Source organism: Frankia sp. AiPa1, assembly GCF_023243075.1.
In the GTDB taxonomy this organism is placed as follows: Bacteria; Actinomycetota; Actinomycetes; order Frankiales; family Frankiaceae; genus Frankia.
The window spans coordinates 1-19,571 of sequence record NZ_JALKFZ020000144.1; the positions used below are offsets into that span (position 1 = coordinate 1).

Here is a 19,571-nt window from a genome sequence, read left to right on the forward strand (position 1 = left end):
CCCCGCCCGTTCGGATCGTGTCCCCGCCCGTTCGGATCGTGTCCCCGCCCGTTCGGATCGTGTCCCCGCCCGTTCGGGCCCTGTCCCGGCCCATCCGGACCCCGTTTCCGCCCACTCGGGACCCGCGACGAGCAGGGAGCCCACCGCCCGCGCCGGTCCGAGCTGCGCGGGGCCGTGCAGTCCCGGCACGTCCGGTCCAAGCTCCAGCTCCTGGCGTAGCAGCGGGATGGTGCCGGCGCCCGGGCCGCCCCCCGGCGGGGCGCCGCGGGACACGGCGCCGCGGGAGGTGGTGTCGCGGGAGATGTCGACGCGAAGCGTGCCGTGGAAGGCTCCGGCAGGCTCGCCGAACCGGCCGAGCAGGATCTCCTCGCGCAGCCACAGCCGGGCAGTCGGCGCCAGAGTCACCTCGGTCACCGCGGCGTGGTTGGCGCCGGCCGCCACCACCGTCGGCTCTGGCCGCAGGTCCAGCTCGCCGCCCGCGCCCACCTGCGCTGTCACTGCCAGCCGGGACGGACCGGTGGCCCCCCGGCCGGGCAGGGCAACCATCGCCGCCACCGATCGCAGCACCAGCCGCACGCCCTCGCCGACGACAATGTCCAGCCGCAGATCGTCACCTGCCAGTGGCCCGGCGGCGGCGCTGACCAGATGCACCGTCGCCGAGGCCGGTGAGTCCCCGGCGGGTGCCCGTCCGGTCAGGCGAAGGACGAGTGGCACGTCCGAGCGCAGCTCGGTGACCTGGGCGTCGCCTCGTGCGCCCAGGTCGACCCGGACTGTCGCATGGGCGCGCATCCGGGCAACCTAACAGGGCGCGGGCGTGCGGCGCGGATCAGCTCGGCCGGGTCAGGATGCGAACATGCGCAGGTCGGCGCGCTGGTGGCGTTCGGCGAGCAGATCGAGGCGAAGGCCGCTGCGGGCGGGCAGCGACCGCAAGGGGAGCCCGGCGGACTCTGCGCCACGTTGCGCCGTCGCCGCCACGCCGTCGGCGAGGCGGGCAAGCACGGCGGTGACGGCGAGCGGGTCCAGCCCGAGTAGGCGGGTCGCCGCGGTCGCTGGTCCGGTGACCATCAGGTGCGCCGCGGCCAGGGCCGCGTCCGCCGGTAGCAGCCCACCCCCCGCCGCGACCATGCCTAGCGCGATCGGGTGATGCGGTGCACGTGGCCCCGCCGCGACGGGCCAGGCGGCTCGTCCCGCCCGCAGCAGGGTGCGCCCCTGGGCGCGGCTCGCGGAGCGCTGTGCCGGCGACGGCGTGCGTGCGTCGAGCTCCGTGTCAAGATCCTCGACGGTGGCCGGTGGTCTGGTCGCAAGCACGCCTGCGGCCGGGTCCCCGCCTCGGGCTGGGTCCCCGCTTCGGACCGGGTCCCCGCCTCGGGCTGGGTCAGTGCCGCCGGCTGGGTCCGTGCCTCGGGCTGGGTCCGTGCCTTGGGCTGGGTCCGTGCCTTGGGCTGGGTCCGCGACGCCAGGCGGGTCCGTGCTGGGTGGCCAGATCAGGGCATGGCACGTCGCTGCTGCGAAGGCGGCCGCGACTACTCCCGCGGTGTGCAGGCGGCCGAGCAAAAAACTCTCGATGTCCGCCAGTCCAGTCAGACTGCCGTCGGCGACCGCCGCCTCCACCCCGCTTGAGTGGGCGTGCCCCCCGGACGGCAGGCGGCCGTCCACCAGAACCAGCAGGGTCGCCAGGCGGGCGACCGTCCGGTCGGCCCGGATCGCCTGGCCCGATCTCCGTTCCGCGCCGGAGGCCCTCATGCCGCCCAACCCCTCTGGCTGCGCGGGTGGTGTCATTCGTGCACCCTCCAGTTGTCCGCCTGCCGCGGTCCGTCTGTCACGGTCCATCCATTGCGAGCGCCGTCCATCGCGAGCGGCGGAGGCGGCTGCGGGGTCTCGGGACCAGCGCGGGGAGCCAGGAGAACCGGGCGCGCTCGCGGAAGTGTAGCCATCCACCGGGTCCATATTCGCCGGTCCACATCCCCGGTCCTTTCCCGGTCGGTGGAGCGTCGGAGCTGCTCCCTCATCGCCTGGGAAATGTGCCGAGGCGCGGTCGACCGCGCGGACCGGGCTCCGGCCGGGCTCCGAGGATGCTCGGCGTCATGGCAGCGCTGGTGTTGATCGTGGGCGAGTGCCGCCGCGAGCCTCGGGCTCCGTGGCGCCCTGACCTTGTCGGAAAGCTGGCATGAACGCTTGATGACAGACTCGACCGTGCCGGGCGCCTTCGGTAACCTCCGTTTCGGACAATTGGTTTATTCATGCACCTCAACCGGGTTGGGGGCGCATCCGGCCAGCATGTGAAACGGCGAGGTGAGGCAGTGACCGCTCCGCTGCATCCGGTTGCGACGGAGTCCACGGGCCCGTCGGATGCGGCCCAGTCAGACGGCTGGGAGGCGGCAGGGGAAGCCGACGCCGTGGGAAACGATCCCGCGCAGGAGATCGTGGCGAGGGAGGCCGCCGCGGGGGAAAGCACTACCGGGGCCTTTCCGCCGACGGCCAGTCCGCAGGCATACCTCGAGGTCTGGGCCCGGGCGCGGCGAGGTGGACGGCCTCCTACCCGGGTCCCGGGCCGGACCTGGGGTGCGCTCGGCGCGTTGGCCGCGTTCACGCTGCTCGTGGTGGCCGCGGTCATTGTCGGGATGATCGGGCTGCCTGCCGGAGACCCTTCGGCGAGCGTTGCGGCGCCGGCCATCGGCGTCTCGCGGACCAGGGCTGCCAGCCCCGCGGCCCAGGGGTCACCGAATCCGGGGCGGACCGCGCCCGCCACCGCGCTCCGGCCGACCACGCCTGCGCCGAGCACACCGCCGGTGACCGCGCTGCCGCCCATCGCCGACACCGCGCGGCAGGCCCCGGCGCGTCCGGTCTCCCCTGTGGTCGCGCAGGCCCCCCTGCCCGCGGCCACTGCGGCCCGGCCGGCCGACCAGCCAACGGTTCCACCCGCCGCTCGCTCGGTCGCTCCGGTGGCGGCCGCGCCACCCGCCGTCCCGCAGCAGGCCGCGCCGGCCGCGCCGGCCGCGTCCGCCTCGACCCTTACCGACCTGGCAACAGGCTTCTGCCTCGAGAGCAACAGCAGCCAGTCCGGGTACGCAGGGACCTGTAACGGCAGCGACAGCCAGCGGTGGAAGGTGTACGGCTACGGTGCGGTCGTGCTGACCGACCTGGCGACTGGTTACTGCCTGGACAGCAACACGGTGGGGAATGCGTACACGCGGAGCTGCCAGGGCGCGGCCAGTCAGCAGTGGCGGACGGCCGACGCCGGATACGGCACGGTGAGTTTCACCAACGTCGCCACCGGGCGCTGCCTCGACAGCGGCTCGGACGGCAGCCTCTACACGATGCCCTGCAACGGCGGCTCGTACCAGCGGTGGGCCCGTGGCTGACCTCCTCCGGGAGCACCGCACCGCGATTCTGCTGGCCCTGTCGGGTCTGGTGGCGCTCATCGTCCTGATCGTGTGCGCGCAGTGGTTCTCCCGGACCCGGGGCTGGCGGCGGACGGCCGTCCACCGGGGACGGCAGTTCGCCGGCGGCCTCGGGGACCTTGGCCGGCTGGCGGCCGTCCCGTACCGTTTCCGCCGCGACGTGCGCGCCGTCGCCAGGCTGCTCGCGGACTTCGGACTCGACGAGGACACCTGGACCGCGTTCGCGGTCGCGGTGTCCGCGGTGTCGACCCCCGGCCCGGCGGTCATTCCGAGCCGGAACGACATCAGGAGCGACGCCGGGATCCCGGTGAAGGCGGCGCCCGGTGCGACGGCCAAGCCCGGGGGGCCGCAGCCCGTCCTACGACCGTTCCTGGCCGCAGTGCGTACGGACTCCGTCGGGGTCAGCCGCGCCGGGCAGGAGCTCCTGACATCCGGGACGATGCTTGACCGACCCTGCTGGGTCGCACTGGCTCGGCACAGTCAGCCGGCCCCTGCGCCGCCGCAGCTACCGGATGAACAGCAGGCGCTGGACGATCCGCCCGCCCTGGAACACTGCCCGGTCGCGATCGGCCTGATCCCCGAGTCGGGAGGCGCGCTCGCGGTGCTGGATCTGGCCGCGCTGCCAGCCGTCTGCACGATCGACGGGCCGGACGGGCCGTCGCGCCGTCTCGCCGCCGCGATCGCCGCCCAGCTCGCCGCCGGCCTGTTCGCTCCGACCGGCGTCCGGCTACTCGTCGCCGACACCATCCTGCCCGGATTCGGCGGTCCGACGCTGAGCGAGGCACTCGATCTGCTTGACCCGTCCGGGCGGGCGGCCGTGCCGGGCCGCGACGCCAGCGTCGACAGTGCCAGCGTCGACAGTGCCAGCGTCGACAGTGCCAGCGTCGACAGTGCCAGCGTCGACAGAGAAGCGCCTGCCGTGCGGACGGTGCTGGTCTGCTCGGCGACCCGCCCCGAGGAGCTGGCGCGGGTGAGTGAGCTGGCCGAGCGCCGGGTGGACCTGCGCGTCGTCGTCGTGGGTCGGCACCCGGGTTCCCGTTGGCGCCTCGAACTCGACGACCTGGGGCGGATCACGGCTCCCGAGCTCGGCCTGCGGGCGGACGGCGCCCCACTCGACCGCGGCCTCGACCGCGCCCTGCGGCGACGCGAGCGTCTCCGGCGCGGATGGGCACCGTCTGCGGTCGAGCCGCCGGACTCCGTCCTGGCCGCGGACCCGGACGAGCCGCCCCCGCCTGGCCCGGACGAGTCAGACGGCGACCCCGGCGGCCGGTATGACGCTGGCGGCTGGGACGACGCTGGCAGCTGGGACGACGTCGACGGCGGGAATGGCGCAGACGGCTGGGACGTCGAGGACATCCCGGATGACGCTGGCCGGCCCGATGGCCATCCCGGCCAGCTGACCGGTCCGGTCGGCCTGACCGACTGGGCGCCCACGGATCCGGATGAGCTCGCCGAGCCGGAGCCGGCCGGCGACCAGGGCCGGCAGGCCGCCCCGGCACGCGACGGCCGCTCCGGCACGGCGGCCGTGGGCGTGGGGGGAGGACTGGGCGCCGCCGGGGCGTCGGCCGCCGGGAGCACGGGTGCGGACGAGTGAAGGCGGGCGGATGACGGCGGACGTCGTGCTTACGGTCGAGGTCGGCGGCGGCGAACCGTCCTGGCCACGGCGAGCGGACCCGCCGCGGCCCGCCACGGCGGCCACGGGTCCACTCGCCGCCGATCGGGCGATCCTCGAGCTGCCGGCCAGCGACCGGGTGGCGCTGCCCGGGCCGACGTCTGCGGGTGCCGGTGCCGTGACGGCGGGTGTTGGTGACGTGGTGGTGCGGCTGGCGCCCACCGCCCTGGTCGGGGAACTCGCCGCCGGGTTGGCCGACCCCGCCCCGATCTGTTTCCTGGGAGCAGCGTCCCTCGACCCGGCGGCCACGGTACGCGATAGCGGGATCACGAGCGGCCAGCGGATCGGCCTGGGCTCTCCGGCGCGGCCGGTCGATCCCTTCGCCCCGCTCGCGCGTCCCACCAGACTGTTCGAGGTGCGGGTCGTCGGCGGACCGGACGCGGGACGGATCTGGCGGCTCGGCGTTGGCGCGCATGACATCGGCGCCGACGTCGGGTGCGCGGTGCGGCTCACCGATCCCGGGGTCCCCGACCTCGCGGCGGTGCTGCATATCGGGTCGACCGGTGACACGTGGCTGACCGGGTTCGCGCCGCAGGGCGTCCGATCGACGCTGCCGTGCTCCCCGCGGCCTCGGCTCACCGAGCACCATCGCGCGGCAGCCAAGGTCGAGCGGCGCGACCAGCCGCTGCCCGCCGAGGCCCCGGCCTGGCCGCCGTTCGGCCCGCAGGCGCCGGGATCCAGCCGGTGGGAGGTCGGCGAGGACCTGGTGGTGGGTCCGGTCCTGCTCCGGCTGGCCGAACGCTTCGAGCCGGACGCGGCCATCACGCTGTCCGAGGACGTGCTGGGACTGGACTTCAACCGGCCGCCGCGGATCGTGCCGCCGCTGCTCACCTCCCGCCAGCGCTTCCCGGCCCCGCCGACGCCGCCGGCCCGCCGGCCCGTCCCGCTGCTGCTCATGCTGGCGCCGATGGTGCTGGGCCTGGCGTTCGTCTGGTTCTTCCACTCCTACTTCTTCCTCATCATCATGCTGTTCAGCCCGCTGATGGCGTTCGCGAACTGGAGCCAGGACCGACGCAGCGGCCGGCGTCGCTACCGGGAGGAGTGCGCGCGTTACCGGACGAACCGCGCGGCGGCCGAGGAGGAGCTGAGTGCCGCGGTTCGCGCCGAGCGGCGTGCCCGCTGCGACGCGTCCCCCGACCCGGCCATCGTCGGGCTGATCGCGACCGGTCCCGGCCGCCGGCTGTGGGAGCGGCGACGCACCGACCCGGACCATCTCGTGCTGCGGGTGGGCACGGTCGACCAGCCGTCGCTGATCGAGGTCGACGATCCCGCACTCGACAACCACGACCGGCGGTTGCGCTGGAATGTCCCCGAGGTGCCGCTTGCCCTGGACCTCGCCGCCCTGGGCGTCGTCGGCGTGGCCGGTGAGCGGGCCACCGTTCACGCTCTCGGCCGCTGGCTGCTCACCCAGTGCGCCGTCCTGCACAGCCCCCGTGACCTGCAGATCGTCGTTCTGACGGACCTGGCGGGCCAGTCGAGCTGGGAATGGGTGCGCTGGCTGCCGCACATCCGTCCGGGCGCGGCCGGCCCCGGCGCGCCGCTGGTGCTGATCGGCAACGACCCCGAGACCGTCGCGCACCGTGTCGCCGAGCTGCAGGCGCAGATCCGCGCCCGCGCCGAGGCCCGCGGTTCGGCCCTCGGGCCGGTGATGTTCGCCCAGCCGGACGTCGTCGTACTGGTGGACGGGGCCCGGCGGCTGCGGGACGTGCCGGGCATGATCCAGGTGCTGACCGACGGGCCGGCCGTGCGGATCTTCGCGATCTGCCTCGACAGCGAGACCCGCCTGCTGCCCGAGGAGTGCACGAGCGTCGTCGTCTGCGAGGCCGATGGGCTCGCGGTGCGGCGCAGTGACGTGCCCGAGCTGGTCGACGTGCGCTCGGACCTGGTCCCGGCGGCCTGGTGCGAGGAGGTCGCCCGGGCGCTCGCCCCGCTGCGCGACATCACCCCGGTGACCGCCGACGGCCTGCCCGAGCGGGTGCGGCTGTTGGAGCTGCTGGGCCTCGCGGATCCCGACCGGCCCGAGCCGCCCGACCCCGCCGCGATCGCCGAGGCCTGGCTGGCCCGGCCGGCCTCGACCCGCTTTCCGGTGGGTGTCGGCTTCGACGGTCCGGTCGTGCTCGATGTCGTCCGCGACGGCCCGCACGCGCTGGTCGCGGGCACGACCGGCGCGGGGAAATCGGAGCTGCTGCAGACGCTTGTCGGGGCGCTCGCCGCCCACAACCGCCCGGACGAGCTGGTCTTCGTGCTGGTCGACTACAAGGGCGGCAGCGCCTTCCGGGGCTGCGCCCGGCTGCCGCACACGCTGGGTATGGTCACCGACCTTGACTCGGCGCTCGCCGTCCGGGCGCTCGAGTCGCTGGCCGCGGAGCTGCGCCGGCGCGAGGAACTGCTCGCCGCCGCCGCGGCCAAGGACATCGTCCACTACCGCGCGCTGCGCGCCCGCGACCCGCACCTGGTCGCCCTGCCCCGGCTGATGCTGGTGATCGACGAGTTCGCCACGCTCGCCCGGGAGGTCCCCGACTTCATCCCCGGGCTGGTCAGCCTCGCGCAGCGCGGCCGTTCACTGGGTATCCACCTGGTGCTCGCGACCCAGCGGCCCGCGGGGGTGGTGACCGCGGACATCCGGGCCAACACCAACCTGCGGATCGCCCTGCGGGTGACCGACCCGACGGAGAGCACCGACGTCATCGACACCCGGGACGCGGCCCTCATCGCGGCGTCCACGCCGGGACGGGCCCTGGCCCGGCTCGCGCACCGGTCGACGGTGCTGTTCCAGACCGCGTACTGCGGCGCACCGGCCGCGGGCACAGCCGCGGGCACGGGCACGGCCGCCGGTTCGGGCTCGGGCGCGGGCGAGTCGGCGGGGCAGCGCGCCACGGCCGAGACGGTGACGGCTGTCGCCCTGACGTGGACGTCCCTGGGGCGGCCGCTGCCGCTGACGGCATACCCGGCCGACCCGGCCGTCGGCCAGGCCGACCAGGACGATCTTGCCCCCACCGACCTCGACGTGCTCGTCGACCTGATCCGCGCGGCCGCCGAGCGCACGGCCTACCAGGCCCAGCCGAGCCCATGGCTGCCCGCGCTGGAGCCGCGGGTGCTGCTCGACGAGCTGCTGGCGCCCAGCGGGCCGGCCACGGTGCCCTACGCGCTCGAGGACGTGCCCCACCGGCAGGCCCAACGGCCGGTGTGCTGTGACCTGGCGACCTTCGGGCACCTGTACGTCATCGGGACGCAGCGTTCCGGGCGGTCCCAGGTGCTGCGCACGCTCGCCGGCGGGCTGGCCCGGGTTCATTCCTGCGCCGACGTCCACCTGTACGGGGTCGACGCGGCCGGTGGGGCGTTGGCGGTGCTCGCCGAGCTGCCGCACTGCGGCGCCGTGGTGACCGGTTCCGACCTGGAGCGGCTCGGTCGGCTGTGTAACCGTCTGATCTCGGAACTCTCTCGCCGTCAGGGGCTGCTCGCCCAGTACTCCTGCGCGGACCTGGCCGAGCTGCGCGTCGCCATGCCCGTCGCCGAGCGCCCCGCCCATCTGGTGCTTCTCATCGACGGCTGGGACTCGCTGGCCGCCACCCTGCCCGAAAGCGACGGGGGTTGGCGCTACGACGCGCTGCTCACCGTGCTGCGGGAGGGCACCGGCGCCGGCATCCACGTGGTGGCCACCTCCGACCGCGGCCTGCTCGCCGGGCGCGCCGGCGGCCTGAACGACCATCGCATCCTGCTGCGGATGGGGGAGCGCACCGACTACAGCACGATCCGCATCCCCCTGGCGCGCATTCCCGCCCAGATTCCGCCTGGGCGCGGGTGGCGGTCGGCGAACCAGGCCGAGCTCCAGATCGCCCTGCTCGACCCCGATCCGTCCGGGCAGGCGCAGGCCGCCGCGCTGCGCCAGATCGCCGCGCGGGCCGAGACGCGCGACCGGGAGGTCACCGTGGGGCGGCGCCCGGCTCCCGTGGCGGCGCTGCCCGGCGTGCTGCCGTTCGCCGACGCGATCGCCCGTGTTCCCGAGGCCGACCGGCGTCCGCTGCGGGCGCTGCTCGGGCTCGGCGGCGACGAGGCGGCGCCGCTGCTGCTCGACTTCGCCGGCCGGGCCCATACCTTCCTGGTCGCCGGCCCGCCCGGGTCCGGACGCAGCAACACCCTGGCCACGCTGGCCGTGTCGCTGCTGGCGGGGGGCACCAGCCTGGTCGTGCTCACCCCGCGGGAGTCACCGCTGCGCCGACTGGCCGCCCACCCGCAGGTCACCCTGGCCGCCCCGGAGGTTCTTTCCGGCGCGCAACCGCTGGTGGTCGAGGGGCCGGCGGTCCTGCTCGTCGACGACGTGGACCTGTTCGGGTTCAACTCCCCGCTCGAACCCGCCCTGCGCGCCATCGTCGCGTCCGGGCGGGACCGCGGGGTGGGGCTCGCCTACGCGGGCAGCGGCGAGGTGCTGTCCCAGGCGATCAGCGGCTGGCTGGGAGAGGCACGGCGCTCCCGGCAGGGAGTGCTGCTGGCGCCGCAGACGTCGCTGGAGGGCGACCTGGTCGGCAGCCGCATCCCGGTGAGCCTGCTGCGCGGCGGGGTGCGTCCCGGCCGCGGCTACGTCGCCGACGTCACCGGGACGCTGCGCGCCATCACCATCCCGCACACCGTGCTGAAATAGGGGCCGGCCCGCTCAGGTGTTCGCGGGCGGGCTGGCCAGAGTGGCGTCCATCGTCTGCAGGTTCTGCGCGATGGCCTGGAAGCTCTGGCCGAACTTCGGGATGTTCGCGATCGCGCTGGTCAACGAGGCGTTGAACTCGGTGTACTGGGCTTCCATCACCGGGCTTGACTGCTTCATCCACAGACCGCCCGTGCTGGTCAGCAGCTGCGAGACCTGGCCCTGAAGCTGGGTGAGGGTTGCGGTGATCTCGTCGAAGGCGCTGGCGAGCCGGCTCGCGGTTGTGTTGACCAGGGCGTAGTCGACGTCGATGTCGGGCATGAGCTGGCGTCCCCCTTCAGGAGCTGCTGATCGCCGCGTCCATCGCCTGCAACTGCGAGGCGATGTTGCTGAACTGGTGGGCGAAGCTGATGATGTTGTTCACGGCCGTGGTGATCGAGGTGTTGAAGTCGCTGTACTGCTTCGACAGGACCGGGCTCGACTTCACCAGCCACAGGCCGCCGTCGGCGGTCAGCAGCGCCGTCACCTCTGCCTGCAGCGAGGTCAGCTTCGGGACCGTGTTGTTGACGGCGCCGGTCAGGATGCCGTTAACGGTGTCGATGCTGGCGTAGTCGATGGAGATGTCGGCCATGGTGCTCCTCCTTCGGTCCCGGCGTCGCCTGACAGGGTGGGTCCGGCGCGGGACGGGTCACTCGTTGATGGGGGTGTACGGGTCGTACTCCGGCGGCGGGTCCTCGTGGGAGCTCTTCGTCCACCGGTCCTTGTTCGGGTCGCCGGTGTAGACGTCGGTGCCCTTCGGGCCGGTGACGGTCTTCGTACCGGTGCCGTCGGGGTTCACGGTCACCTCGGTGGTGGTCGTGTCCCCCTTGGGATCGACGGTGACGCTGTGATAGGCCCCGTTCTGACCCGGGGTGACCGTCGTCTTCGTGGTGCCGTCGTCGGTGGTGCTGGTCATCACGGTCGTATGGTCCGGGCTGGTGTTCTTGGTGATCACCTCCGTGGTGCCGTCCGAATGGGTGACAGTGGTCGTGTAGTCGACGTTGTCGGTCTCTCCGTTGCCGTCGAGGTCCTGGTAGGTGTACGTGGTCGTTTCCGTGTACGACAGGCCGTCCGTGGTGTGGACGGTGCTCGTCTCGGTGACGACCTTTCCGGTCCCGTCCACCTGCTGGGCGGTCGACGTGATGGTCCCGTCCGGCGAGGTCACGCTGGTGGGCTGGGCGCCGGGATCCTTCGGCGGCGGCCGGTCCGGGCCCCACAGCGGGATGGTGGCGGTCCGCAGCACCCCGTCCTTGTCGTAGTACTGGTACTTGATCACCTGGTTCTTGGAGGTCTCGTACTGCTTCCAGGCGAGCTCCTCGGCCTGCCACTGGTCGATCTCGGCCTGCAGCAGGGCGGCGTTCGCCTTGGTGGCGAGGTCGGAGTCCTGGTCGGAGAACGCCGTCGCGACGCTTTCGAGCAGGCTCGCCAGGTCCTCCAGCTTCTGCATCGAGTCCTGGAACGGCTTGTGGCAGGTGGCGTAGAACGCGCTCAGCGCGGCGTACAACGTCGAGTTCCCGATGGCGTCCGAGCCGACCTCGCCGCCCGCGCTGACCACCGAACGCCCGCTGACCGCGTCGACGTCCGTCCCGATCTGCGCGCGCAGGCTGCGCAGGCTGCCCGCCAGCCGGTGCAGCAGTCCGTAGTCGAGTACGAGGTCAGCCATGGCGGCTCCGGTCCCTCCTGTCCGCGTTGCTGCCCGGGTTCGGGTGCTGCCAGGGTTGGGTGCTGTCCGGATTCGGCGATGGCCTCCGGCGCGGGCCCGCGGCGCCGGTACCGTCCGACGCCCCCACCACCTACTACGCGCAGCGGATCCCCGACGGTTCGGTGATTCTTCCGTCGGCGATGAACCCTGCCGTGGCGCGGATGCGTCTGGAGTAGGGGGGCCGGTGTCCTTGTGGCGGTGGTTCCTCTGAGAGGCCGTGCCCGCGGGCGGCCCGCAGCGGATGCCGGGAGGCCGAGATGCCACGACCGACCGACTGGTCACCGTTGGGACTGCCACGCGATCCCACCCCCGGCGACCCGGAGGCGCTGGCCGCCGTCGCCGACTTCATGCACGCCATGGCCGGCAATGCCGACACCGCCAGGACCGGGCTCAACCAGGTCGTCTCGTCGACCGGGGACGGTGCCTTCGTCGGCAAGACCGCGGACTGGCTGCGGGACACCATCTCCGCCGCGATCCAGGACTTCATCGGCGGGGTGAGCGAGGCGTTCCAGCTTACCGAGCCGGCCGTACGCAGCTACATCTCGGCGCTGCGGGAGGCGCAGTCCCGCGCCGACCAGGCGCTCGCCGAGGCGACCGGCCTGGCGCAGGACGACACCCGCCGGACCACCCTCGCCGGCGACGCGACGCACGCCGGCGAGGATCTCGATCGGGCCGCGAAGGGTGCCGCCGCCACGATCCGTGCGGCCCGCGGCCACATCCACTCGCCGAACCCGAAGAAGTCCGCCTGCGACGTCTTCTGGGAGATCTTCGGCTGGATCGTGCTGGCGATCTCGGTCGTGGCCATCTTCACCGGTGGGCCACTGGGTCTGATCGCCCTCGGGTTGGGCGCGATCATGGCGGTCAAGGCCGTGGTCGACTTCGTCGAGGGCAAGACGAACATCGCCGGGCTGCTGCTCGGCCTGCTCGGTCTGCTCGGCCCGTCGACCAAGCCTCTGATCGCACTGTCCACGCTGAAGGAGATCGCCGGCGCCACCGCCAAAGTGATCAAAGATGGCCTGAAGTCCGTGGGAACGGCGGTTCCCAAGATCGGTGCGGCGTTCTGGGAGACCGCCTCGAAGATCAGTTTCGGTGCGGTGGTCGCCGGCGTCGAAGACATCGCGACGTCGGTGGCCAGCACGATCCGCGACGGCGGCCTGTGGGTGTTCAAGGCCTTCACCACCGTGGACGGTCTCGCCGCGAGGGGCCTGATCACGCTGAGGGACTTCGCGCTGGCCGCCCCGGCGGACTCCGTGCGCCTGCTGCGTTCGATCGCGAAGGCGGGCGGCGAACTGCCGGCCGCGCTCGTCACCAGCGTGCGGGCCATCCCCGGATACGCCCGCGATGTCGTGACATTCGTCGGCGACGGCCTGGCCGCGGTGCCCAGGGTGCTCAGCAAGGAGTTCGGCCAGTGGAAGTGGTTGAAGATCTTCCTTCCGCTGGACGGCACGGAGATCGGCGTGCTTGGCGTGCACGACGCCTTCCGCCTGTCCGTACTCGGCCGCGGTCTGGGCCGCGCCGGGGTCTTCCCCGACCTCGCCAGCAAGGTGACGCAGGCGACCGGCGGGGCACTGCGGCTCAGCGACGGCATCCTGCGCGCGGTGAACCCGCCGGAGCCCGCCCTGCCGCACACCGGGTCCGGCCTGATCCTGGCACAGCCGGACCATGGCGTCTCCGCCATGGCCACGCATCTCGGCGATGGCGTCTCGGCCCAGACGGGGGACGCCGCCGGCCTCAACGCCGGCCTCAACGCGGGACACATCCTGGTGGGCCAGCCCGGCACGCTGTCCACGGGCATGACGAGCACGGCCGGCCTGGCGCACGGCGTGCCCCTGCCCGGGACCCTGGGATCGACGGCGGCCGTGCACCCGGGCGGCATCGTCACCCCCGCCGGCGACCTGGCTGCGGCGAGTGTCACCGGGATGCATTCCGGACTCGGCGACCTGTCCTCACCGGCCCGGCTCGCCGCCCACCACGCTGGTGACGTCCAGGCCACCGGGCTGCCCGAGCTGCACGCGGCACTGAACGGCGACATTTCGGCGATGAAGCTGAACGACAGCCGGGTCGCCTTCAACCTCGGCGCGGACGACGACGGACGGATCATGATCGGCGCCGGTGCCGTGAACCTGTCGGCGTCGTCCTCGTTCGCCGGCAGCGTCGGTCACGCGGGACACCTGCCCACACCCCCCTCGCCGGCGGTGAGCGCCAGCCACGCGGAGCTGTCCGGAGCGGCCCACCTGACGCCGGATGATCTCACCGCCGGCTCCCTGACACCCGGTCACCTGACGCCGGGCTCCCCGACGGGGGGTGGAGCGGCACACGACGTCGCGGGCTCGGTCTCCTCGCCGGGATCGGCATCGTCGCGGGTCTCCACCCCACCCGCGACGACAGTGACCCACGACGCGAGCGCGGGTCCGGCCGCGTCCACCACGACGGCCGGATCGGGGGCGCTGCCCGGCACCCGGGCGGCGACGGACGGGTCGACGACGGCCGGACCGGTGCCGGATGCTGCCCAGGCTGCCCAGGCCAAGCTGGTCATCGGGGCCGGCGGTGTGGAGATCCGCGGCGAGGCGGCGGCGCCGGCTCGGACGCCGCCGTCCTCGTCGCTCGCGTTGGTCGGCGCCCATGGCGTGCCCACCGAGCCGCTCGGCGACGTCGCCCAGCTCGCCGGTCTGGCCCATGCCGGTTCCGTGGCGTCCCGTCACGCGCCGGTGGGCCAGTCGACGCGCGACGCCCTCGACCTGCTGGCGGCGCCACCGCGGGACGCGGGTCGCTCGGCCGTCACCTCGGTCCCGGACGGGGTGAGCGCCAGGATGGCCGAGCCGGCCGAGGCGGGCGAGCGCGGCGTGCGGCCGGGGTTCGACACCGCGGGTGTGCCCGCGGCGCGGCTGGAGGGCACGGTGCTACCTCAATCGGCACCGCGGCCCGAGGGAGCGGCGTTGGGCGACGTGGCGGTGCGTCCCGACGTGGCGGTGCGTCCCGACGTGGCGGTGCGGTCTGATGGGGCGGTGCGGCCCGACGGGGAGACGGCCGGGTCGGCTTCCTCGGCTTCCTCGACGCCGCCGGCCGCGCACGGCGACCGGCCTGACGGCGAGGAGTTCGACGCCGCGCTCGACAAGATCGCCAGTACTGCCGGGGCGGTGCGCCGCGCCCGGGATGGCCTGAACGTCGCCCCGTTCATCCATGCCGCCAACCCGGCGCAGAAGGCGCTGAAGGTGGCCCAGGCCGAGCGGAATCTACGGATCGCCGAGTCGGTCCAGCAACGGGCGATCGAGAGTCTGCGGGCGCGGGGTGTACCCGACCCCGTCGCGGCGGCCGGTGACCATGCCTGGGCACGGTTCCGGATGGCCGAGACCCAGTTCGCCGAGGCCCGAGCCGACTACCAGCTTCATCATCCGGGCGGCCGCCCGCTCGACCCGGAAACGTCATCCGTGCCGAAGAGCAAGCCGGACAGCACCCCGGCCCAACTGGCCGCCGAGGACCGGCTGCGAGGCGCCCTGGCCGGGCTCGCGACCGCCGAGGAGCGTCTGCACAGTCTCGACCTCGACGTGAACCGGTTGCGCTCGGCGGATGACGAGGCGCTGCGCCTCTCCCTGCTCGAGCACCCCCGCCTGCCCGGCGGCGGCTGGGGCCAGTCAGGCCTGGAGAAGATGGCTGGTCGGGTCCTTTCCGACGGGCTGCGGTTCGAGTCCACCACGCCCGATGGGATTCTCTCCTACCTCAACCCGTTCAGCTACTTCGCTGACAAAACCGGCCACCTCGTCGATCACCAGAGTCGCCTGCGCCTCGAAGGAACCGTCACCGTGCTCGACCACGGCGGGTTCCGCATCACGGACCAGCTCGATTCGGCCAGGTACCGCGAGTACGACAGCGAGGGGGCCCTGATCGCTTACAGAGGCGGAGTCGATCTCACCGGCCTGCGGGGCCCCTTCGGCCACCTCGATGTCGACGCCGAGCACGTGACGCTGCAAGCGCCAGGAGGAGAGGCCCGGGGGGTCGACTACGAGCGGGAGGATGGTGACCATCTGATTTCGTATCCGGGTGGGGATGGTTCGTGGTGGCGGTTTGGTGCGGATGGTGGTCTGTCTGGTTTTGAGCTGCCGGTGCGCGATGTGCCAGGGGCGGCGGATAGCCGGCTGCGGGTGGATGTGGCGGGGCAGGGGTCGCGGGCGTGGTTGCAGCGCGATGGTGAGCTGGGCGCGGAGTTCCGCTACGAGTGGCGGGATGACCAGCATGTGCTTACGCGTGCGGATGGTTCGTGGTGGCGGTTTGGTGAGGATGGTGGTCTGTCTGGTTTTGAGCTGCCGGTGCGCGATGTGCCAGGGGCGGCGGACAGCCGATTGTCGGTGGATATGACGGGGGCGGAGCCGCGAGCGTGGTTGCAGCGCGATGGGGCGCAGGGAGCGGAGCTCCGCTATGCGTGGCAGAACGGTCATCATGTGATCACTGGCCAGGCGGACATCGTGTGGTACCGGATCGATGCGCAGGGAGATCTGGTCGCGCAGCGAACCACCGTCACCGGCCTCCACGGGGCGCCGGACGGAACGGTGGAGATGAACCTGCGCGCGCATACCGGCAGCCACATTGACGCTGACGGTTTCCAGCGAGACTGGAGCACCCTGGCCGTAGCGCAGAACGGTGAGGTCCGGCTCGGGAACGCGGCGGGCGGCTCGCAGCGGCTCCGCAGCGATGGGCAGATCCTCGAGGAGGTCATCGTGCCGCATGACATCCACGGAAACGGTGGTTCCACCCGGATCGAGGCCCAGCGGGCCGCAGACGGCGGTATCACCATGCGGCTCATGGACACGAACACGAATAGTGAGGTGCCGAACTCCCGCGTCACCCGCGACGGTGCTGGTAGCGGCTACCGCGTCGCTGATATCAGCACGGTGGCCCACGGCGCCGATTACAAGGCTTTCCGCGTGGATGGGACCCTGCGGTCGGAGAAGATCTCCTATCTGCTCAGGAAGGGTGGCGGCGACAACACGCACCTGTGGATCGACTACGCCGCTGCCAACGCCCCGGCCGATGCCCGGGGCACGTGGACGTGGCGGAACGCCCAGGACCGCCAGCTTACGGGTCGCCCCGAGGCCCGGCCTGCGCCGCCGCAAGGTCAGCAGGCGGCACCGGGCCAGGCCGCGGCCCCCGCCCAGGCGGCGCCGTACCGCTACGGCAGCGGTGGCACCGTGACGGTGAAGGCAAACGGTGACCTCCAGCTCGTTGGGGCCGACAAGACTCCGTTCTACTGGCGGGAACATCTCGAGCCCGTTCCAGACATCCAGCACCCCGCCGTCCTGGAGATCTTCCGAGACGGGAAGGGTGAGAGATACTGGCACCAGTGGACCGGTGCCGCCCATGGCCAGCTCGGTGCGCACGCCGCCCGCGGAAGAAGACTTTTCAAGGACCTTCCCGAGGGTCGCCTGTGGAAGGACTACCGGCACGGCACGCTGTGGGATCCGGCGGTACGGGAGTACCGGATAACCGCCGACGGTGGAATGGTCCGGGCCGAGCGTTGGCAGGATGGGTCATGGCAGTGGTACCGCTACGACAAGGCCGGCGTGCGCACCGCCGAAGGGACGCGCGATTTCCTGGGCTGGGGGCGGGGTTGGCAGGACACTCTGCTCGCTCCGGACAGCGATGTCGTCCAACGGTACTGGTCCGCGTTCAACTTCTTCCCCGACGCGCTGCACTACCGTGAGCATGCCGTGAGTGGGCGCAACGGTGAATTTGAGGTGGGCGGCGCCTACAAGGAGTTCTCCCCGCAGATCAAGGACACCGGTACCCTTGAATCCCTCCAGAACGGTAATACGCTGCAAACGGTGCGATGGGCCGAGCAGCGTCCGCCGCAGCGTTTGTGGAAGGGTGTGGGTCGGGTCGACTTTCGGACGTCGGACCAGATTCTCGGCGACAGCCGGTACCAGGTCTTCCGCTGGGTCGAGCGGAACGACAACAATGTGGTGGCCTCCGGGGTCCGAGTGGTCACCCCCGACGGGTCGTTCTCCGATTTCATCGGGCGGGGAGACTTCGTCCGCGGGGCGCTTAAGCTCGAGAACGGCAACACGGTCGAGATCGGCCGCGATGCGAGCGGTAAGTGGGCTTCTCTGGCGAACAACGCGAACACGACTGGGCGGCGGGATCTGCCCTGGCGGGAGATCAACTCGGCGAAGGTCGTCCAGGAGGAGGGCCAGCGGTACTTCCTCAATGACGGTCGGCACTGGGTTGACGCGGCAACCGACCCGGAGGCCGGCGGCCACTCGGCCGTCCGATACACCGGAGCGGGTGGCGCCGTGACGCATATCGTCCGCCGGGCGGACCGGCCGCGCTTCGACCCGGATCGGCGGCCCGACAATCCGTATAACCCGGGGGATGTCGGTGAAACGATCACGCGGAACACCATGGGTCAGATCGTCGGGCGCCGAGAGCAATGGTGGCCGGACCAAGCGCCCCAGGATGGCCAGGCTGCCCCCGCAGGCATCACGGTAACCGCCTTCGGCCACCCCCGCAAAGGTGCCTGGCAGTGGACTCAGGGCGCGAACACCGGCCTACGCAAAAGTATCCGCAACAGTCACCGGGACGGGGCGTGGGACGACTCCTACCGCGACTTCCGGGCCGGGAACAACGGCCAGACCCTCATCCGCGAGCTGCATGCCCTGGAAAAAGGTCGGGCGCTGCTCGCGAAGCAGGACGCGAACGGGACCTGGCGCGCCGAGATCCATGACGCCGCAGGAAACCTGGTTCCGAATAGCAGGGCGACCCGGGAGTTCTTGCACCAGGGCCAGTGGCAGGCGACGCCCCCGGCGGGTACTAAGCCTGTTCCCTGGCGGGACGTCGTCACTGTCCCGGACGGTCAGGGTGGCGTGGCCACCACGATCGCGCGCGAACTGGCGGATGGTCGGGTTCGGGTGTACGGCGCCGCACGTCCGATGAACAGCGCGGTCGGGCACGGAGCATGGAAGGATTACGACCAGAACGGGGTCTTCCGCGAGCGGGTGCACAAGGGCGACGGTGTCTACCGGGAGTCGGAGTCCTCCCACAAGCAGTGGCGCGAAACCGATGAGACCGGCCGGCTGCTGCGTTTCCGCTCCATGTCGGGCACGGTGTGGGAACGTGGGCCGTTGCGGTGGTCGATCCAGCACGCGCATTTCACCCCGGTGGGCCGCGAGTTCGAGGCCCGGGGCTGGGCCAGCGAGTTCCGCGGCTGGAATCGCATGCTGCGGGAGTCGAACCGCCGGCAGTACACGACCGCCGACGGGCTGTCCGGCACCTTCCAGAGCACGTGGGTGCAGACCGCCCAGAAGATCTCACTGGACTTCGCCCAGGACTTCGCCCTGGACTTCCTTGTCCAGTCGCTGGTCGCCCTCGCCTTCAACAACGGTCAACTCAATCCGCAGGACTGGTACCGGGCGTTGCTCGGCGCGGGCGTCGCCAGCGGAGTGAAGGGTGTCAGCGGTCTCGTGCACGACCGGGTGGGGATTGTGAAGAGTACGAAGGACGGCCTGGCCAACGTCGACAGCGGCAAGGACTTCAACCGCAGGCCCTACAACCATGACAAGTTCTGGGACAACGACTGGGCGTCCACGGAGAACCCGACCCGGTGGCGGCAGGCCAGCTACGACTACTTCGTCGGCACCTTCCTCGTGGGATCCGTCTCCTCCTTCGCCGCCAACGCCGTCAACGCCGCCGTCTTCGGCCTGCCCCATGACTACGTTCCTCTGCACGGCAGCCATGCTGGGCTCGCCGGCGCGTGGGGTGCCGCCGGCTCGCTGATCACGGGAGCGGCGTTCGGCAGCCTCCGTACCTTCGGCCATATCCTCGGTTCCGGGCGCTACTTCCACAAGGGTGGCCTGCCTGATATCGGTCTGCAGCTCACCGAACGGTTCATCGAACGGACGGTGGGAGCGGCGCTGCTACTCAAGGCCGCGGGTCTGCGACCGCAGGACAACGTGCCCTCGCCGGAAACGGAGCCCGCGACGACTCATCTGGTTCTCTCCCCGACGATGGTCTTCGCTCCGATCCCCCCGCCCGCCGGGTCCGGTTGGGGCGACTGAGGGGAGGCGGCGCGGACGGACCCGGCGCGGGCGCGCCAAAGGCGGTGGGTCCGTCGGATGGGTCGGGTCGGGTTGT

At 72.2% G+C, this 19,571-nt stretch carries 9 protein-coding genes; 4 read left to right on the forward strand and 5 right to left on the reverse strand.

Features of this window, described 5'->3' with window-relative positions; all coding sequences use genetic code 11:
- Together MXD95_RS16515 and MXD95_RS16520 are read right to left on the reverse strand one after the other, a co-directional pair.
- The coding region (locus MXD95_RS16515) for an urease accessory protein UreD (RefSeq protein WP_250641532.1) at positions 1-789 on the reverse strand (789 nt) is incomplete at its 3' end.
- A 51-nt stretch (positions 790-840) separates the two neighbouring features.
- Entirely contained in the window at positions 841-1,947 is a 1,107-nt protein-coding gene (locus MXD95_RS16520; protein WP_374122052.1) for an urease accessory protein UreF, read from the reverse strand.
- 353 nt (positions 1,948-2,300) lie between these two features.
- On the opposite strand from MXD95_RS16520, the gene MXD95_RS16525 reads away from it, so the two are divergent.
- From MXD95_RS16525 to MXD95_RS16535, 3 genes are read left to right on the forward strand one after another with little or no spacing between them, the layout of a single operon-like run.
- Positions 2,301-3,362, forward strand: a complete 1,062-nt coding sequence (locus MXD95_RS16525) for an RICIN domain-containing protein (protein WP_250641533.1) — start codon at positions 2,301-2,303, stop codon at positions 3,360-3,362.
- On the forward strand, positions 3,355-4,995 hold the full coding sequence (locus MXD95_RS16530) for a hypothetical protein (protein WP_250641534.1): 1,641 nt from the start codon (positions 3,355-3,357) through the stop codon (positions 4,993-4,995). The genes MXD95_RS16525 and MXD95_RS16530 overlap by 8 nt, the downstream gene beginning before the upstream one ends.
- Positions 4,996-5,005: 10 nt before the next feature.
- Positions 5,006-9,712, forward strand: a complete 4,707-nt coding sequence (locus tag MXD95_RS16535; RefSeq protein WP_250641535.1) for an FtsK/SpoIIIE domain-containing protein — start codon at positions 5,006-5,008, stop codon at positions 9,710-9,712.
- Between the two features lie 12 nt (positions 9,713-9,724).
- Here MXD95_RS16535 and MXD95_RS16540 read toward each other — a convergent pair whose 3' ends face one another.
- Genes MXD95_RS16540 through MXD95_RS16550 form a run of 3 tightly spaced genes read right to left on the reverse strand, consistent with a single transcriptional unit; the run spans position 9,725 to position 11,411 of the window.
- Complete coding sequence (locus MXD95_RS16540; protein WP_250641536.1) at positions 9,725-10,030, reverse strand: WXG100 family type VII secretion target; 306 nt, start codon at positions 10,028-10,030, stop codon at positions 9,725-9,727.
- Positions 10,031-10,046: 16 nt separating this feature from the next.
- Positions 10,047-10,340 carry a hypothetical protein gene (locus MXD95_RS16545; protein WP_250641537.1) on the reverse strand — a complete coding sequence of 98 codons (294 nt, stop codon included), beginning with the start codon at positions 10,338-10,340 and terminating at the stop codon, positions 10,047-10,049.
- A gap of 57 nt (positions 10,341-10,397) precedes the next feature.
- On the reverse strand, positions 10,398-11,411 hold the full coding sequence (locus MXD95_RS16550) for an LXG domain-containing protein (protein WP_250641538.1): 1,014 nt from the start codon (positions 11,409-11,411) through the stop codon (positions 10,398-10,400).
- Between the two features lie 296 nt (positions 11,412-11,707).
- Between MXD95_RS16550 and MXD95_RS16555 the strand changes: the two genes are divergently transcribed.
- The gene (locus MXD95_RS16555; protein ID WP_250641539.1) at positions 11,708-19,495 is read left to right on the forward strand and encodes a hypothetical protein; all 7,788 of its coding nucleotides are present in this window, start codon (positions 11,708-11,710) and stop codon (positions 19,493-19,495) included.
- The last annotated feature ends 76 nt before the right edge of the window (positions 19,496-19,571 follow it).

Coding starts and splice junctions, on each gene's coding strand:
- MXD95_RS16520 (WP_374122052.1), bottom strand. CDS start 1,947: ATGGACCCGGTGGATGGCTACACTTCCGCGAGCGCGCCCGGTTCTCCT.
- MXD95_RS16535 (WP_250641535.1), top strand. CDS start 5,006: ATGACGGCGGACGTCGTGCTTACGGTCGAGGTCGGCGGCGGCGAACCG.
- MXD95_RS16540 (WP_250641536.1), bottom strand. CDS start 10,030: ATGCCCGACATCGACGTCGACTACGCCCTGGTCAACACAACCGCGAGC.
- MXD95_RS16545 (WP_250641537.1), bottom strand. CDS start 10,340: ATGGCCGACATCTCCATCGACTACGCCAGCATCGACACCGTTAACGGC.
- MXD95_RS16550 (WP_250641538.1), bottom strand. CDS start 11,411: ATGGCTGACCTCGTACTCGACTACGGACTGCTGCACCGGCTGGCGGGC.
- MXD95_RS16555 (WP_250641539.1), top strand. CDS start 11,708: ATGCCACGACCGACCGACTGGTCACCGTTGGGACTGCCACGCGATCCC.